This is a genomic window from Mesorhizobium sp. ISC11 (assembly GCF_037162595.1).
Taxonomy (GTDB): domain Bacteria; phylum Pseudomonadota; class Alphaproteobacteria; order Rhizobiales; family Rhizobiaceae; genus Mesorhizobium; species Mesorhizobium ciceri.
The window spans coordinates 5,467,453-5,482,356 of sequence record NZ_JAVSPW010000001.1 but is presented as its reverse complement, the minus strand read 5'-3'; the positions used below and the strand labels follow the sequence as shown (position 1 = coordinate 5,482,356).

Sequence of the window (14,904 nt, the reverse complement as noted above, 5' to 3'; positions counted from 1 at the left end):
ACTGCGGTCGAGATTACATAGACGAGGCTTGACCATGAAAAAAGACTATGCATTTCTATTTCAGAGATAACAAAATGGAATGCCGGAGATGGCCAGTCTCGATGTCGATGCCGTGCGCACTTTCGTCATGGTGGCCGACCTGCAGAGCTTCACCCGGGCGGCTGCAGCACTTGGCAGCACCCAGGCGACGATCAGCGTCAAGTTGCGGCGGCTCGAGGAAAAGCTCGGCGCACGTTTGATCGAACGAACCCCGCGCCGCGTGGCACTGTCGGAAAGGGGGGCTGTCTTCCTGCCCGTGGCCCGCGAATTCCTTGCCGCCCATGAACGCGCCGTCGCGGAATTTTCCGCGGCGCCATGTCGGCTTGCGCTCGGCTTCGTCGATCATGTCGCGGGGCCTGAGCTTTCCACGCTGATCGCCCAGCTTCATGCCCACGATCCGTCGCTCGCGCTCAACATACGGATCGATACCAGCTCCATGCTGGAAGAAGCTTTCGATCGCGGCGAACTCGATGCGGTGATTGTGCACCAGGAAGATGACAGTCGACGCGGTGAAGCTTTGTCGCGCACCCACTATGGCTGGTTCGCGGCACCTGGCTTCGAATGGCGACAAGGCACGCCCCTGCGCCTGGCTCTTTTAAGCACCAGATGCAATTGCCCGGACCGTATGAGAGCGGTCGAGGCGCTGGACCGGGCAGGCATCGCCTGGAATGAGGCTTTCGTCGGCGGCGGCGGCGCTGCCGTCAACATCGCGGTATCGGCGGGCTTTGCCCTTTCCGCCCTCGCTTACCGGGTTGTGCCCCCGGGCTTGATCGAGGTGGGCCGCAAACTCGGCCTGCCACCAATTCCCCCGTCCGAGATCGTTTTGCAGTCGCACGCTCTGCCGCCGCGGGCGCGGGAGGCGCTGCACATGCTCGCGACCGCTTTTCGCGAATATAGTTCGCCTGCCGAATAGGCAAGGGTGTTCCTGATCCCGATTCTATTGGTATGGATCGGGTTCCAGACTTCAGAGGGAACGAAATGTCCGAGATAATCGTCCGCCCGCTCGCGCAGTCCGACCACGCCGATTGGCGGCGCCTGTGGACCGACTATCTCACCTTCTATGAGACGAAGCTGCCGGAAGAGGTCTACGCCGTCACCTGGAAGCGGCTGTTCACTCCGGGCGAATTCGAGCCAAAAGGCTTCATCGCCACACTGGACGGCAAGGCGGTCGGTCTCACGCACTACCTGTACCACCGCTCCGGCTGGTCGGAGAAAAACAACTGCTATCTGCAGGATTTGTTCGCCGACCCGGATGTGCGCGGCAAGGGGATCGGCGCCGCCCTTATCAACGCAGTGAAGGAAGAGGCGGCAAAGATCGGCGTCAAGAATGTCTACTGGATGACGCACGAGACCAACGCCACCGCGCGCAAGCTTTACGACCACGTCGCCCGCCGCACGGGCTTCATCGAGTATGATTTGCTGTAACCGGCCATGTTCATCCCCTTCTTCCTTGAACTGAAGGCTGCACGCGTTCCCGTCTCGCTCAGGGAATATCTGTCGCTGCTGGAAGGGCTGGAAGCCGGGCTGGTCGACTACGACGTCGAAGGTTTTTACTACCTCGCCCGTGCGGCGCTGGTGAAGGACGAGCGCCATATCGACCGCTTCGACCAGGTGTTCGCGCATGTCTTCAAGGGCATCGAAGCACTGGGCGGGCCGGATGCAGTCGATATCGCCAACATCCCCGAGGAATGGTTGCGCCGCCTCGCCGAAAAGCACCTGACCGACGAGGAGAAAAAACTGGTCGAAGCGCTCGGCGGTTTCGAGAAACTGATGGAGACATTGAAACAGCGGCTGCAGGAGCAAAAAGGCCGTCACCAAGGCGGCTCGAAATGGATCGGCACCGGCGGCACCTCGCCTTTCGGCGCCTATGGCTACAATCCCGAAGGCGTGCGCATCGGCCAGCATGAAAGCCGCAGCCGCCGCGCGGTGAAGGTCTGGGACAAACGCGAGTTCAGGAATTTCGACGATGCCGTCGAACTCGGCACCCGCAACATCAAGATCGCGCTGAAACGCCTGCGTCGCTGGGTGCGTGAGGGCGCCGAGGAAGAGTTCGACCTGCCCGGAACCATCCACGCCACGGCCGAACACGGCTATCTCGACGTGCAGACGCGGCCAGAGCGGCGCAACGCGGTGAAGCTGTTGATGTTCTTCGATGTCGGCGGCTCGATGGACGACCACATCAAAAGCGTCGAGGAGCTGTTCTCTGCCGCCCGCGCCGAATTCCGCCAGCTCGAATATTTCTATTTCCACAACTGCCTCTATGAGGGCGTGTGGAAGGACAATCGCCGCAGGCATGCCGAGGTGATTCCGACCTTCGACCTGCTTCACAAATACGGTCCGGACTACAAGGTGATCGTCGTCGGCGACGCCTCGATGAGCCCTTACGAGATCGCTCACCCCGGCGGTTCGGTCGAGCACTGGAATCCGGAGGCGGGCAGCGTCTGGCTCGGCCGTCTGCTGCAGCAATGGCCGAACGCGGTATGGCTGAACCCCGAAGACCCCAAGAACTGGGGCTACACCCACTCGATTGCGATGATCCGCGACATCTTCGGCGGCCGCATGTTCCCGCTGACGCTGGCCGGGCTTGAGGGCGCGACCAAGCAGCTTTCAAGAAAGCACTGAAAGACCGACAGGAGATCCGATGACCTGCTTCCTCTGCCTGCAATGCGGCGTCCAGTTCGCGGCGACAGAGACGCCGCCAGAACATTGCCCGATCTGCGAGGACGAGCGCCAATATGTGCGCTGGGAGGGCCAAGCGTGGATCACGCCGGAGGAACTTGCCGAAGGACACCGGCTTGTTATGAAGGACGATGCCGGCGTTCTCGCCTTCGGCATCGAGCCGCGCTTCGCCATCGGCCAACGGGCGCTGCTGGCGCAGACGCCGCACGGCAACGTGCTGTGGGACTGCGTTTCGATGGTCAGCGACGAGGCGGTGGCCGAGATCAACCGCCGCGGTGGCCTGGCGGCGATCGCCATCTCGCACTGCCACTATTATTCGGTGATGGCCAGTTGGAGCGAGGCGTTTGGCGGCGTGCCGATTTATCTCCATGCCGACGACCGCCAATGGATCATGCGACCGCACAAGGCGATCGTCAGTTGGGAAGGCGAGACGCTGGCCATAAACCCTTCGCTGACGCTCATCCGCTGCGGCGGCCACTTTGCCGGCGGTCAGGTGCTGCACTGGAAACACGATGTCGGCGACGTCTTGCTGGCCGGCGATATCTTGCAGGTGACGCCGACGCGCCGCCATGTCAGCTTCATGTACAGCTATCCGAACTACATTCCGCTCAATGCAGCGGCCGTGCGCCGCATCGCGGCGGCACTGGAGCCATTCGCGTTCGACCATATCTATGGTGCATGGTGGAACCAGAATGTCATCGGGGGCGCAAAAGCGGCGTTGGCTGCTTCGGTCGATCGCTATCTCAGGGCGATCGCATAAAGATCCCGATCGAAAATGCGGGCAAATCGCGTAACAAATGCCTATCTTGGTGCGAATATGAGGTTGCAATCCGCGCATGATCCCGAACCTCCGGTTCGGAAAGGATTATGCGCAAAACCAAAGTACTACAGCGTCCCTTTGCGCGTCCGATGGGCGCGCGGCGCTGTAGTGGCGAGCCGGCAAGGCTGAGGAGATCACATGGACACCCACACCTACCCTGTAACCCGCACCGACGCCGAATGGCGCGCCCGGCTGACGCCGGAGCAGTATGCCGTCATGCGCGGCCACGGCACCGAGCGGCCGGGAAGTTGCGCTTTGCTCTACGAGAAGCGCGCCGGCACCTTTTCCTGCGTCGGCTGCGACCAGCCTTTGTTTGAATCCAAGCTGAAGTTCGAGAGCGGCACCGGCTGGCCGAGCTTCAACGATCCGGTGCCGGGTTCGGTCGAAAACACCGTCGACCGCAGCTACGGCATGGTTCGCACCGAATGCCATTGCGCCCGCTGCGGCAGCCATCTCGGCCATGTTTTCGAGGACGGCCCGCCGCCGACCGGCCTGCGCTATTGCATCAACGGCGTGGCGCTGAAATTCGAGCCGGCGGCCTGAACCGAAATTCGATTGAATGAATGAAAAGGGCGGCTGCGGCCGCCCTTTTCATTGCCCCCCGGCCGAACCCGGCGAACGCGGTGGGCGCCCGTGTCCGCTCTCAGACCACGACCGTCAGGATCAGCCATAATGTGGCGCCGAGCGTCATCAGTGAGGCCTTGGCGCCGGCCTTTTCCGTGGTTCGCCATACGGAAAAGGTCAGAAAGAGGTTGTAGGGCACCGGTGCGAAATGCGCCGCCAGAACCAGCGCGAGCGGCAGCTTCAGTCCGAGCAGGACGATCGCGGCCACCAGAGATGCTACGTTGAGCGCCGTGCCGACAAGAACAAGGTCGCGCCAGAACAGCCGGTCGAGCGGCACCTGGCCTTGCCAGCGTGAGCGGAAAAAGGAGCCGATACCCTCTGGCAACACCGGATGTCTATCCCTGCCTCAGGACTTCGGTTACCGCGCGCTCGAAACGCGAACATTCGGTCACCAGCCAGTCGGCCATGGCTGGCCAGTTGTCCTCGGCATAGCAGTTCACCCGCCACATCGAATTGATGCCGAGATCCTCGCAACTCTGTTCCGGCCTGAGCTTCAGCCTGGCTTCGATATCAGGCTGGAACGGTTTCAACCGCGACCACGCTTGCGTGGCGCCGAACTTCTCGTTGCGGCCGAAGAAGACGCCGACCTGGCTCTGCGCCGGCGCGACATACATGGAAAGGACCAAGGCGAAATCGGGCAGCCCGCGCTGCCAGAACCAGGGTCCGCGCCTCGCCATCAGAGCCCTTTCTTCCGGATGCCGCTCGGCGAACAGCGTCCAGAAGCCGCGCTGGCGGAATTCAGAGGCGCGGCGGGCGCCGAAGTCGAATTCGCTCATGGCTCGATGCTCGCTCCGGCATCATGCTCGGCCGGAGACTGTTTCGAAATTCGCTCCGGCGAGTCATATGGTGGTGGTTTCGAGAACCGGAGCGGAGCGTACTTAAAGTACGTGAGCTCAGTTCTACTGCATTGCAGTAGAACTAGGGAAGCGCAGAAAACGCCACCAGATGGCCGCCGGAGTAGAATTTCCAGACGGTCTCTACACCATGCCGAGTGCGGCCTTATACAGATCGAGGATGGTTTCCTCTTCCTGACGCTCGGCCTGGTCCTTCTTGCGCAGCCGGATGATCGTGCGCATCGCCTTGGTGTCGAAGCCTGTGCCCTTGGCCTCGGCGAACACTTCCTTGATGTCGTCGGAAATGGTCTTCTTCTCTTCCTCGAGCCGCTCTATGCGCTCGATGAAGGCACGCAGCTGGCCGGCGGCAACAGTCTGGCTGGTATCGGTGATATCGTCGGCCATATTTTTCTCCACATCGTTTCTGCGCCGCGACTCGGGATGCATGCAGCGGCGAATTGAGCGGGCTCGATGCCCGACCGGCGGCGGCGGGTCAAGCTGTTATCGATGATCGAACTGACGCTGCCGCCACGATGCGGACAGCGACCCCCAGGAAGGTATCAATTAGCTGAAAGCGATCAGCAGATCCTTGGCATCGATCTGGTCGCCTGCCTTAACCAGCACCTCGGCGACCGTGCCGTCGCGCTCGGCATGCAGCGCCGTCTCCATCTTCATCGCTTCGATGGAAAGCAGCACGTCACCGGCCTTCACAGCCTGGCCGGCAGCCACCGAAAGCGCAGAAACGACGCCCGGCATCGGTGCGCCGACATGCGCCTCGTTGCCGGGTTCGGCCTTGCGGCGGGCCTTGGCGGCGGACGCGCCATGCGCCCGGTCGGGCACCTTGACACGGCGCGGCTGGCCGTTGAGCTCGAAGAACACGGTGACCATGCCCTTCTCGTCGACATCGCCGATGGCAAGGCACCGCACCACCAGCGTCTTGCCCTTCTCGATGTCGACGAAAATCTCGTCTTCCGGCTTCATGCCGTAGAAATACGTCGGCGTCGGCAGCACGCTGACCGGCCCATAGGTTTCCTGCGCGCCGGCGAAATCCGTAAACACCTTCGGATACATCAGCCACGAGGCGAATTCGAACTCCGACAGCTTGCGCTCGAGCTTCTCCTCGATTTCCTTGCGGTTGGCCTTGAGGTCGGCTGGCTTGAGCAGCGAGCCGGGCCGCACCGTGATCGGCTTGTCGCCCTTGAGCGCCTTCCTCTGCAGCGCCGCCGGCCACCCGCCTGGCGACTGGCCGAGATCGCCGCGCAGCATCGAGACGACCGAATCCGGGAAGGCGATATCCCTATCCGGGTTTTCGACATCGGCAACGGTCAGGTCCTGGCTGACCATCATCAATGCCATGTCGCCGACGACCTTGGACGACGGCGTCACCTTGACGATGTCGCCGAACATCAGATTGACGTCGTGATAGGTCTGCGCCACCTCGTGCCAGCGCGTCTCCAATCCGAGCGAGCGAGCCTGTTCCTTCAGATTGGTGAACTGCCCGCCCGGCATCTCGTGCAGATAGACTTCCGAGGCCGGCCCCTTGAGGTCGCTTTCGAATGCGGCGTACTGGTTGCGCACCGCTTCCCAGTAGAACGAGATCTTCCTGATCCATTGCGGGTCGAGACCGGGGTCGCGTTCGGTGCCCTTCAGCGCCTCGACGAGTGAGCCAAGGCATGGCTGCGAGGTGTTGCCGGAGAAGGCATCCATCGCCGCGTCTATGGCGTCGACGCCGCTTTCCACCGCCGCCAGCACCGTCGCCGCCGACAGGCCCGACGTGTCGTGGGTGTGGAAATGGATCGGCAGGTCGGTCGCCTCGCGCAGCGCCTTGAACAGCACGCGTGCTGCGGAAGGCTTCAGCAGGCCGGCCATGTCCTTGACGGCGATGATGTGGGCGCCGGCCGCCTGCAATTCCCTGGCTAGGCCGACATAGTATTTGAGGTCGTATTTCGCCCGCGCCGGATCGAGGATATCGCCGGTGTAGCAGATCGCCGCTTCGATCAGCTTGCCCTCGGCTCCGACCGCATCCATGGCGACGCGCATGTTGTCGACCCAGTTCAGGCAATCGAAGACCCGGAACAGGTCGATGCCACCGCTTGCTGCCTGCTTGACGAAATGCTGCACGACATTGTCGGGATAGTTGGTGTAGCCGACGCCATTGGCACCGCGCAGCAGCATCTGCAACAGCAGATTGGGCGCCGCCTCGCGCACCAGCGACAGCCGCTCCCACGGATCCTCGGTGAGGAAGCGCATGGCGACGTCGAAGGTGGCGCCACCCCAGCATTCCAGCGATAGAAGCTGCGGCAAGGCACGCGCATAGGTACCGGCGATGCCGGCAATGTCATGCGTGCGCATGCGCGTCGCCAGCAGCGATTGATGGCCATCACGCATCGTCGTGTCGGTGACCAGAACCTCCTTCTGATCGCGCATCCAGGCCGCGAACTTCTGCGGGCCCAGCACATCCAGCTTCTGCTTGCTGCCGCCGGGCACATTGCCGTTGAGGTAAGGCACCACGGGTGCCGCGGCGTCGGCCTTCGGCTGCGGTCGGCCGCGCGTCTCAGGATGGCCGTTGACGCTGACGTCGGCGAGATAGTTGATGAGCTTGGTGGCGCGGTCCTGGCGCTTGACCTGCTGGAACAGTTCCGGCGTCGTGTCGATGAACTTGGTCGTGTAGGAATTGTCGGCGAAGCTCGGATGGTTGATGATCGCTTCGAGGAAGGTCAAATTGGTGGCGACGCCGCGGATGCGGAACTCGCGCAGCGCCCGATTCATGCGGGCGATCGTCTCGGCCGGCGTCGGCGCCCACGCCGTCACCTTCTCCAGCAGCGGATCGTAGAAGCGGGTGATGACCGCGCCCGAATAAGCGGTGCCGCCGTCGAGGCGGATGCCGAAGCCCGTCGCGCCGCGATAGGCGGTGATGCGGCCGTAATCGGGGATGAAATTGTGCTCGGGATCTTCCGTGGTGATACGGCACTGCAGCGCGTGGCCGTTCAGCCTTATGTCCTTCTGCGCCGGCACGCCTGATTCCGGTGTGCCGATTGCAAAGCCGTCGAGGATATGGATCTGCGCCTTGACGATATCGATGCCCGTCACCTGCTCGGTGACGGTGTGCTCGACCTGGATGCGCGGGTTGACCTCGATGAAATAGAATTTGCCGGTGTCGGCGTCCTGCAGGAACTCGACCGTGCCGGCGCCGATATAGCTGGTCTCGCGGGCGATCTTGAGCGCATGGCCGCAAAGCACCTCGCGCTGCGACATTTCGAGATAGGGCGCCGGCGCCCGCTCGACGACCTTCTGGTTGCGGCGCTGGATCGAACAGTCGCGCTCGAACAGGTGCACGGCATTGCCATGGGTATCGCCCAGCACCTGCACCTCGACATGGCGGGCGCGCTCGATCAGCTTTTCGAGATAGACCTCGTCCTTGCCGAAGGCGGCTTTCGCCTCGCGCTTGCCTTCGGTGACTTCACGGGCAAGGTCGGCTTCGGCGCGGATGGCCCGCATGCCGCGGCCGCCGCCGCCCCATGATGCCTTCAGCATCACCGGATAGCCGATTTCCTTGGCCAGTGTCTTGACCGTCTCCATGTCATCCGGCAACGGATCGGTGGCGGGGATCACCGGCACGCCGACCTCGATGGCGAGATTGCGCGCCGCGACCTTGTTGCCGAGCCGCCGCATTGTGTCCGGCCTCGGCCCGATGAAGGTAATGCCGGCTTCGGCACAGGCGTCGGCGAATTCGGGACTTTCCGACAACAATCCGTAGCCGGGATGGATAGCATCGGCGCCCGACAGCCTGGCGACGCGGATCACCTCCTCGATCGACAGATAGCTTTCGATCGGCCCCATGTCCCTGGTCAGATGCGGCCCGCGTCCGACCTGGTAGCTCTCGTCGGCCTTGAAGCGATGCAGGGAGTATTTGTCTTCCTCCGCCCAGATCGCCACGGTTTTGAGCCCGAGTTCGTTGGCCGCGCGGAAGACGCGAATGGCGATTTCGGACCGGTTGGCGACGAGGATCTTCGTGATGGCCAAGGACTGGGCTCCAGCGACGGAAGGAAGAGAAATCGGCGCAATGATTAGCGTGAAAATGCTGCAGTGCAAACGAAATTGACGCGCATTTAAACCGATTGAAATGGAATCATTGCGCCAAGGACCCTCCCCATTCCTCCGAACAGCCAAAAAAGAGCCGGCTTTCCGGTTAATGCACGATCATTGCCCGGCTAAGCATCGGCTCCACCGGCCGCCCCTGAACATGACGATGGCAAAAGAAAATGCCCGGCGCGAGGCGCCGGGCATCCGTAAATGGTCAGGAGACTGACGAGCTTACATCTTCTGGACGTAGGTGTACTTGCCGTCGTCGCCCTTCTTCCATTCGTACATGACGTAGCCGGGCAGCGTCGGGTCGCCCTTGGCGTCATAGGACAGGTCGCCGAGAACGGTCTTGAAGGGGCCGTTTTCATGCAGCGCCTTGGCAACTGCCTGCGGGTCGTTCGACTTGGCAGCGGTCGCTGCTTCCGCGATCGCCTGCACGGCGGCGTAGGAGTAGAGCGTGTAGGCTTCCGGCTCGAAACCCTGCGCGCGGAACTTCTCGACGAGTTCCTTGTTGGCGGGGATCAGGCGCGGATCCGGGCCGAACGTGTTGAGCGTGCCCGCAACTGCGTCGCCAGCGATCGAAGCCAGTTCGTTCGACACGATGCCATCGCCGGAAACCAGCGTCGCCTTGAGGCCCTGGTCGGCCGCCTGACGGATGATCAGGCCGGCTTCGGTGTGCAGGCCGCCCCAATAGATGATGGAAACGCCGGCTTCCTTCATCTTGGCGATCAGCGCCGAGAAGTCCTTGTCGCCGACATTGATGCCTTCATACATGACTTCCGTCACGCCCTTGGCGTTCATCGCCTTCTTGGTCTCGTCGGCAAGGCCCTGACCGTAGGTGGTCTTGTCGTGAACGACAGCGATCTTGGCGTCCTTGAAGTTGGCGGCGAGATACGCGCCGGCAATGCTGCCCTGCTGGTCGTCGCGTCCGCAGGTGCGGAACACGTTCCACAGACCGCGCTCGGTGAATTGCGGGTTGGTCGCGGCCGGCGTCACTTCGACGATGCCGTTTTCCGCATAGACTTCAGATGCCGGGATAGAGACGCCGGAGTTGAAGTGGCCGACCACGAACTTGACGCCGTCGCCGACGAACTTGTTGGCGACCGAGATACCCTGCTTCGGATCGGAGACGTCGTCGCCGACTTCGAGCTTGATCTGCTCGCCGTTGATGCCGCCCTTGGCATTGATGTCGGCGACAGCAGCTTCCGCCCCCTTCTGCAGCTGCGCGCCGAAGGCGGCGTTCGGACCGGTGATCGGGCCCGCGACGCCCATCATTACGTCAGCCCACGCGCTGCCGCCGAACGCGACAAGCGCGGTCAGGGCGACGGCGGACAAAAGTGACTTTTTCATTTAAACGCTCCCATTAACGGAGTGGGCGTGGATGAAGCTTTCATGCGATGCCCACCCTTATCGCAGAAAGCATAGTTTGCCGATTTTCAGGCACTTGTCACGCCGATTCAATTTCGAGGCGGCGTTAATGATGAACGTCAACCTTTCGGTTTCCAGCTCAAGAGTGAAGCTCTTTCGTAGAGCCAATTATACTGTGTCACCATCTGGTTGGTGCGCGTGTATTGATAGCCGACAAAGCCGAGGATCATCAGCACGATGGTGTCGACGACATAATAATGCAGCGAGAACATGGTGCCACCGAACAGCGCGTGATGGATGAAGCGGATCGCGATGCCGAGGCCCAGCACATAGGCGAACAGCTGGATGAAGCTGCGCCACGTCTGGGCACTGGCCTTGCCCGTCATCCACGCCGCCCAGCCGCCGAGCAGACAGGTGACGAAGAAGAACTGCCAGATCGAGGGTTCCTCGTAAAGAATGCCCTGCATGGTGAAGTCTCCTTAGCATGATCCCGAAAGTTGCGGACTTTCCGGACAAAGATCATGCGACAAACAAACAATCTGGAGCGGAATAGCGGTGCACGCATTCCGCTTCGAACTCAGTGGTGTCCGCCCTCGAGATAGGCGGCGCGCACTTCCGGATTGGCGAGCAGTTCCTTGCCGGTGCCGCTCATCGTCACATTGCCGTTGACCATGACGTAGCCGCGCGTGGCGAGCTTGAGCGCGCCGAAGGCGTTCTGCTCGACCAGGAACACGGTCAGCCCCTGGGTGCGGTTCAGTTCGCGGATGGCGTCGAAGATCTGCTTGACGATCAGCGGCGCGAGACCCAGCGACGGCTCGTCGAGCAAAAGCAGCTTCGGCCGTGCCATCAGCGCGCGTCCGATCGACAGCATCTGCTGCTCACCGCCCGACAGCGTGCCACCGCGCTGGGTGATGCGCTCCTTCAAACGCGGGAACAGCGTGAACACCTTCTCGACGTCCTCGTCATAGTGCTTGAGGTTGTCGAGGCTGGCGCCCATCTGCAGGTTTTCCATCACCGTCATGCGCGGAAAGATCCGCCGGCCCTCGGGCGATTGGGCAATGCGCATGCGCGCGATCACGTGCGTCGGCATCTGGGTTATGTCGGTGCCGGCAAAGGTGATAGTCCCGGCGCGAGCCCGCGGCGCACCGAAAATAGTCATCATCAGCGTCGACTTGCCGGCGCCATTGGCACCGATCAGCGCCACGATCTCACCCTGCTTGACGGTGACATCGACGCCGTTCAGCGCCCGGATGTTGCCGTAATAGGTCTGCACGCCCTTGATATCGAGCAGCGTTGTCGCGGCCATCACTTGCCCCCTCCACGCTTGCCCGCCACGGGCTTGGCAGCGGTCTTGCTCGCGGTCTTTCCGGAGGCTGCCTTTGCAGTCTTTGCGGAAGCATGGCTCGTCGCCACCTTGCCCGCATCGACGCGGCGCGAAAATTCCGTGTCCCTGCCCTGGCCGAGCAGCCTGGCCTGTTTGACCCATTCCTCGCGCGCGATCCGTCCGTCAAAAGCAAGATAGGCTTCGGCGGCCTCGACGTCGGCCTTTTTCCAGGCGCCGATCTGGTCGAAGTGGAAGATGCCGTGGTCGTTGAGCTTCTTCTCGTTGACCGTACCGATGCCCTTTATGCGGGTCAAATTGTCGGCCTTGCCGCCGCGAGGCGCAGCCAGCCGGTTGGAGATCTCTCCAGTCTTCGCCGCAGGCTTGGCGGATGCGGTCGACTTCGCCGCCGTGCCGGTTGCCGCCTTCGACGTCGCTTTCGGAGCAGGCTTTGCCTTCGCCGGCGGCACGGCTGCCTGCGAGGCTGCCTTGTTTGCCGCGGCGAGCGACCTGGCGTCGACCTGACCGGCCTTTGACGCTCCCTTGGCCACCGTAACCCGCTCGCCCGAACTATGGCCGACCGTGTCGGTCACCGGCCCGGCGAGATAGGACGACGATGTTCCCGGACCGTGCGCGGCATCCGGCCCCGTATCGAGCTGTTCGATGACATCTTCGTCGCCGACTTCGGTAAGGACCGCTTCGACTTCCTCGTCGTCGACGCCGAGATAGGCGGCGATGACGCGCGGATCGGTGCGCACCGACTGCGGACTGCCGTCGGAGATCTTGCGGCCATACTCCAGCACCACGACATGGTCGGAGATCTGCATGACCACCGACATGTCGTGCTCGATCAACAGGATCGAGGCGCCGGATGTGTTCTTGATGTCGATCAGCAGCTCGTTGAGCGCCGCCGATTCCTTCGGATTGAGGCCGGCCGCCGGCTCGTCGAGGCACAGAAGCTCGGGTCCCGTGCACATGGCGCGAGCGATCTCGAGACGGCGCTGCGCGCCATAGGGCAGGTCGCCGGCCGGGTCGTCGGCACGGTCGACAAGATCGGCCTTTTCCAGCCAATGCTTGGCGAGCTCCACCGATTCGGCCGAGGCCTTGCGATAGCCGCTGAAGCCGAACAGGCCAAGCACCGTGTAGCCCGATGCCTTCATCAGTTTGTTGTGCTGGGCGACCAGCAGGTTCTCCAGCAGGGTCATGCCGGAGAACAGGCGGATGTTCTGGAAGGTGCGCGCCACCTTGGCGCGCGCCGGGATTTCATGGTTGGGCAGCCGCTCGAGCAGGAAGGTCGAACCATCGTTCCGGTTGAGCGTGATCATGCCTTCCGAGGGCTTGTAGAAGCCGGTGATGCAATTGAACACCGTGGTCTTGCCGGCGCCGTTGGGGCCGATCAGCGCGGTGATCTCGCCGCGCTTGGCGGCGAAAGACAGATCCCCGATGGCCACCAGGCCACCGAACTTCATCGACAGATGATCGACCTGAAGGATAGCGTCGTTCATGCCCGAAGCGGCTTTCTGAACAGGGTTCGCATTCATCAGCCGTGTCCTTCCTTGGTGAAGGAGCTTGAGACGGCCTTTCGCTCCTTCAGGAAGGCGGTTGGTTCACGACTGCCGACGAAGCCGCGCGGCTTCCACAGCATGACGATGACCATGGCCATGCCGAACAGCAGCATGCGGTAGAGTTCCGGTGTGAAGTCCGGTCCGAAGACCTGCTTGAGGAAGTCGAGTTCGCGCAACGCCTCGGTGCCGCCGATCATCACCATTGCGGCGACCGCTATGCCGACCAGCGAGCCCATGCCACCGAGAACCACGATGGCCAGGATGATGGCCGATTCCAGGAAGACGAAGGATTCCGGGCTGACGAAGCCCTGCCGTGCGGCGAAGAATGCGCCGGCGAAGCCGCCGAACATCGCACCCGTGGCAAAGGCCGTAAGCTTCGTGGTGGTGGTGTTGATGCCGAGCGAGCGGCAGGCGATCTCGTCCTCGCGCAACGCTTCCCAGGCACGGCCGACCGGCATGCGCCGCAGCCGGATGGTGACGAAGGCTGTCAGCAGCGCCAGCGCCAGGATCAGGTAATAGAGGAAGATCTTGTAGTAGGCGCTCGATGTCGCCAGATGCAGCACCTTGGCGACGTAATTGGGGTCCGACACGTTGAAGGTCATCAGGCCGAAGAAGGTGACCTTCGGGATGCCGGAAATACCGGCTGAACCGTTGGTGACCTCCCGCCAGTTGATCAGCACCAGGCGGATGATCTCACCGAAAGCCAAGGTGACGATCGCCAGGTAATCGCCGCGCAGGCGCAGCACCGGGAAACCGAGCAGCACGCCCCAGAAGGCGGCCATGGCGCCGGCGGCCGGCAAAAGGATCCAGAACGACAGGCCGTACTGCGTGCCGAGCAGCGCATAGGCATAAGCGCCGACCGCGTAGAAGGCGACATAACCGAGGTCGAGCAGGCCGGCGAGGCCAACGACAATGTTCAGGCCCCAGGCCAGCATCACATAGATCAGGATCTGGATGCCGAAATTGTCGACCCATTTCAGCGAGCCTTGCAGTCCGCCGACGAACGACCAGGACATCAGCGACAGGATCGCCACCACCAGGATCGGATAGAGGATCAGCGCTGCAATGCCGAGTTTGGTGAAGTTGGCATGAATGAAGCCGCGGAAATAATAGATCACGCAGGCCAGCACATAGATGACCGACAAGGCGCGCAGGAACTGCAGATAGCCCGCCGGCTCCGCTCCCACCCATCCGACGAGAGAGCTGTTGACCGCAAACAACACCACCGCCGCGACCAAGGCCACGATGAAGGCCGGCAACTGGAAGAAGCGTGACGCCACGCTGGCCGGCAGCAGGCCGGTGGCGACGTCGGTGATCTTCTGGTTGGCCAGGAAGGGCTGTCCATAGGCGACATAGAGGAAGCGCCCGACAGCCGTGGCGATAACCACGGCGGCAAGCAGGCCCCAGCGTGTCGTCAGGACCAGTTCATTGGAAATGTTCTGGCCGGTCTTCAGGCCGATGAACAGCACGAACAGGCCAAACGATATGGCAGCGGCATAGAGCGCCTCACGCAATGCGCGCTGCATGGGGGTGGCGACGGTGTCGCGCTCCGGAGATACGGTGACGGCCATA

The 14,904-nt window shown here is 62.3% G+C and carries 14 protein-coding genes; 5 read left to right on the top strand and 9 right to left on the bottom strand.

Going from position 1 to position 14,904, the window contains the following annotated elements:
- Positions 1 to 88 precede the first annotated feature (88 nt).
- The 5 genes from RPF88_RS26425 to msrB all read left to right on the top strand — a co-directional run bounded on the left by RPF88_RS26425 (position 89) and on the right by msrB (position 4,081).
- On the top strand, positions 89 to 952 hold the full coding sequence (locus tag RPF88_RS26425; protein WP_337123469.1) for a LysR family transcriptional regulator: 864 nt from the start codon (positions 89 to 91) through the stop codon (positions 950 to 952).
- 65 nt (positions 953 to 1,017) lie between these two features.
- Complete coding sequence (locus RPF88_RS26420) at positions 1,018 to 1,464, top strand: GNAT family N-acetyltransferase (protein WP_013529104.1); 447 nt, start codon at positions 1,018 to 1,020, stop codon at positions 1,462 to 1,464.
- A 6-nt stretch (positions 1,465 to 1,470) separates the two neighbouring features.
- Positions 1,471 to 2,661, top strand: a complete 1,191-nt coding sequence (locus RPF88_RS26415) for a vWA domain-containing protein (protein WP_063173259.1) — start codon at positions 1,471 to 1,473, stop codon at positions 2,659 to 2,661.
- A gap of 19 nt (positions 2,662 to 2,680) precedes the next feature.
- The gene (locus RPF88_RS26410) at positions 2,681 to 3,478 is read left to right on the top strand and encodes an MBL fold metallo-hydrolase (RefSeq protein ID WP_127366066.1); all 798 of its coding nucleotides are present in this window, start codon (positions 2,681 to 2,683) and stop codon (positions 3,476 to 3,478) included.
- A 198-nt stretch (positions 3,479 to 3,676) separates the two neighbouring features.
- Positions 3,677 to 4,081 (top strand): peptide-methionine (R)-S-oxide reductase MsrB, encoded by a 405-nt coding sequence (gene msrB, locus RPF88_RS26405; protein ID WP_013529102.1) that lies wholly within the window; start codon positions 3,677 to 3,679, stop codon positions 4,079 to 4,081.
- A gap of 100 nt (positions 4,082 to 4,181) precedes the next feature.
- Here the strand turns inward: msrB and RPF88_RS26400 are convergent, their stop codons facing one another.
- The 9 genes from RPF88_RS26400 to livM form a co-directional block, all read right to left on the bottom strand.
- Positions 4,182 to 4,490 (bottom strand): hypothetical protein, encoded by a 309-nt coding sequence (locus tag RPF88_RS26400; RefSeq protein WP_224618766.1) that lies wholly within the window; start codon positions 4,488 to 4,490, stop codon positions 4,182 to 4,184.
- Between the two features lie 7 nt (positions 4,491 to 4,497).
- The gene (locus RPF88_RS26395) at positions 4,498 to 4,938 is read right to left on the bottom strand and encodes a hypothetical protein (protein ID WP_013529100.1); all 441 of its coding nucleotides are present in this window, start codon (positions 4,936 to 4,938) and stop codon (positions 4,498 to 4,500) included.
- Between the two features lie 201 nt (positions 4,939 to 5,139).
- Positions 5,140 to 5,400 carry a DUF2312 domain-containing protein gene (locus RPF88_RS26390; protein ID WP_013529099.1) on the bottom strand — a complete coding sequence of 87 codons (261 nt, stop codon included), beginning with the start codon at positions 5,398 to 5,400 and terminating at the stop codon, positions 5,140 to 5,142.
- Positions 5,401 to 5,559: 159 nt separating this feature from the next.
- Entirely contained in the window at positions 5,560 to 9,018 is a 3,459-nt protein-coding gene (gene pyc, locus RPF88_RS26385) for a pyruvate carboxylase (protein WP_224618769.1), read from the bottom strand.
- 291 nt (positions 9,019 to 9,309) lie between these two features.
- Positions 9,310 to 10,428 (bottom strand): branched-chain amino acid ABC transporter substrate-binding protein, encoded by a 1,119-nt coding sequence (locus RPF88_RS26380; protein WP_013529097.1) that lies wholly within the window; start codon positions 10,426 to 10,428, stop codon positions 9,310 to 9,312.
- Between the two features lie 137 nt (positions 10,429 to 10,565).
- Positions 10,566 to 10,913, bottom strand: a complete 348-nt coding sequence (locus tag RPF88_RS26375; protein WP_013529096.1) for a DUF6867 family protein — start codon at positions 10,911 to 10,913, stop codon at positions 10,566 to 10,568.
- Between the two features lie 110 nt (positions 10,914 to 11,023).
- Positions 11,024 to 11,752: an ABC transporter ATP-binding protein gene (locus RPF88_RS26370; RefSeq protein WP_337123468.1), complete on the bottom strand. Its 729-nt coding sequence runs from the start codon at positions 11,750 to 11,752 to the stop codon at positions 11,024 to 11,026.
- Entirely contained in the window at positions 11,752 to 13,308 is a 1,557-nt protein-coding gene (locus tag RPF88_RS26365) for an ATP-binding cassette domain-containing protein (RefSeq protein WP_013529094.1), read from the bottom strand. Before RPF88_RS26365 ends, RPF88_RS26370 begins: the two co-directional genes overlap by 1 nt.
- On the bottom strand, positions 13,308 to 14,903 hold the full coding sequence (gene livM, locus RPF88_RS26360; RefSeq protein ID WP_013529093.1) for a high-affinity branched-chain amino acid ABC transporter permease LivM: 1,596 nt from the start codon (positions 14,901 to 14,903) through the stop codon (positions 13,308 to 13,310). The genes RPF88_RS26365 and livM overlap by 1 nt, the downstream gene beginning before the upstream one ends.
- Position 14,904: the final 1 nt, after the last annotated feature.

Bases quoted from the DNA above. Each gene is read 5' to 3' on its own strand.
- RPF88_RS26375 (WP_013529096.1), bottom strand. From the start codon at position 10,913: ATGCAGGGCATTCTTTACGAGGAACCCTCGATCTGGCAGTTCTTCTTC.
- RPF88_RS26365 (WP_013529094.1), bottom strand. From the start codon at position 13,308: ATGAATGCGAACCCTGTTCAGAAAGCCGCTTCGGGCATGAACGACGCT.
- RPF88_RS26370 (WP_337123468.1), bottom strand. From the start codon at position 11,752: ATGGCCGCGACAACGCTGCTCGATATCAAGGGCGTGCAGACCTATTAC.
- RPF88_RS26395 (WP_013529100.1), bottom strand. From the start codon at position 4,938: ATGAGCGAATTCGACTTCGGCGCCCGCCGCGCCTCTGAATTCCGCCAG.
- RPF88_RS26410 (WP_127366066.1), top strand. From the start codon at position 2,681: ATGACCTGCTTCCTCTGCCTGCAATGCGGCGTCCAGTTCGCGGCGACA.
- RPF88_RS26425 (WP_337123469.1), top strand. From the start codon at position 89: ATGGCCAGTCTCGATGTCGATGCCGTGCGCACTTTCGTCATGGTGGCC.
- RPF88_RS26390 (WP_013529099.1), bottom strand. From the start codon at position 5,400: ATGGCCGACGATATCACCGATACCAGCCAGACTGTTGCCGCCGGCCAG.
- RPF88_RS26420 (WP_013529104.1), top strand. From the start codon at position 1,018: ATGTCCGAGATAATCGTCCGCCCGCTCGCGCAGTCCGACCACGCCGAT.
- RPF88_RS26415 (WP_063173259.1), top strand. From the start codon at position 1,471: ATGTTCATCCCCTTCTTCCTTGAACTGAAGGCTGCACGCGTTCCCGTC.
- RPF88_RS26380 (WP_013529097.1), bottom strand. From the start codon at position 10,428: ATGAAAAAGTCACTTTTGTCCGCCGTCGCCCTGACCGCGCTTGTCGCG.
- livM (WP_013529093.1), bottom strand. From the start codon at position 14,903: ATGGCCGTCACCGTATCTCCGGAGCGCGACACCGTCGCCACCCCCATG.
- msrB (WP_013529102.1), top strand. From the start codon at position 3,677: ATGGACACCCACACCTACCCTGTAACCCGCACCGACGCCGAATGGCGC.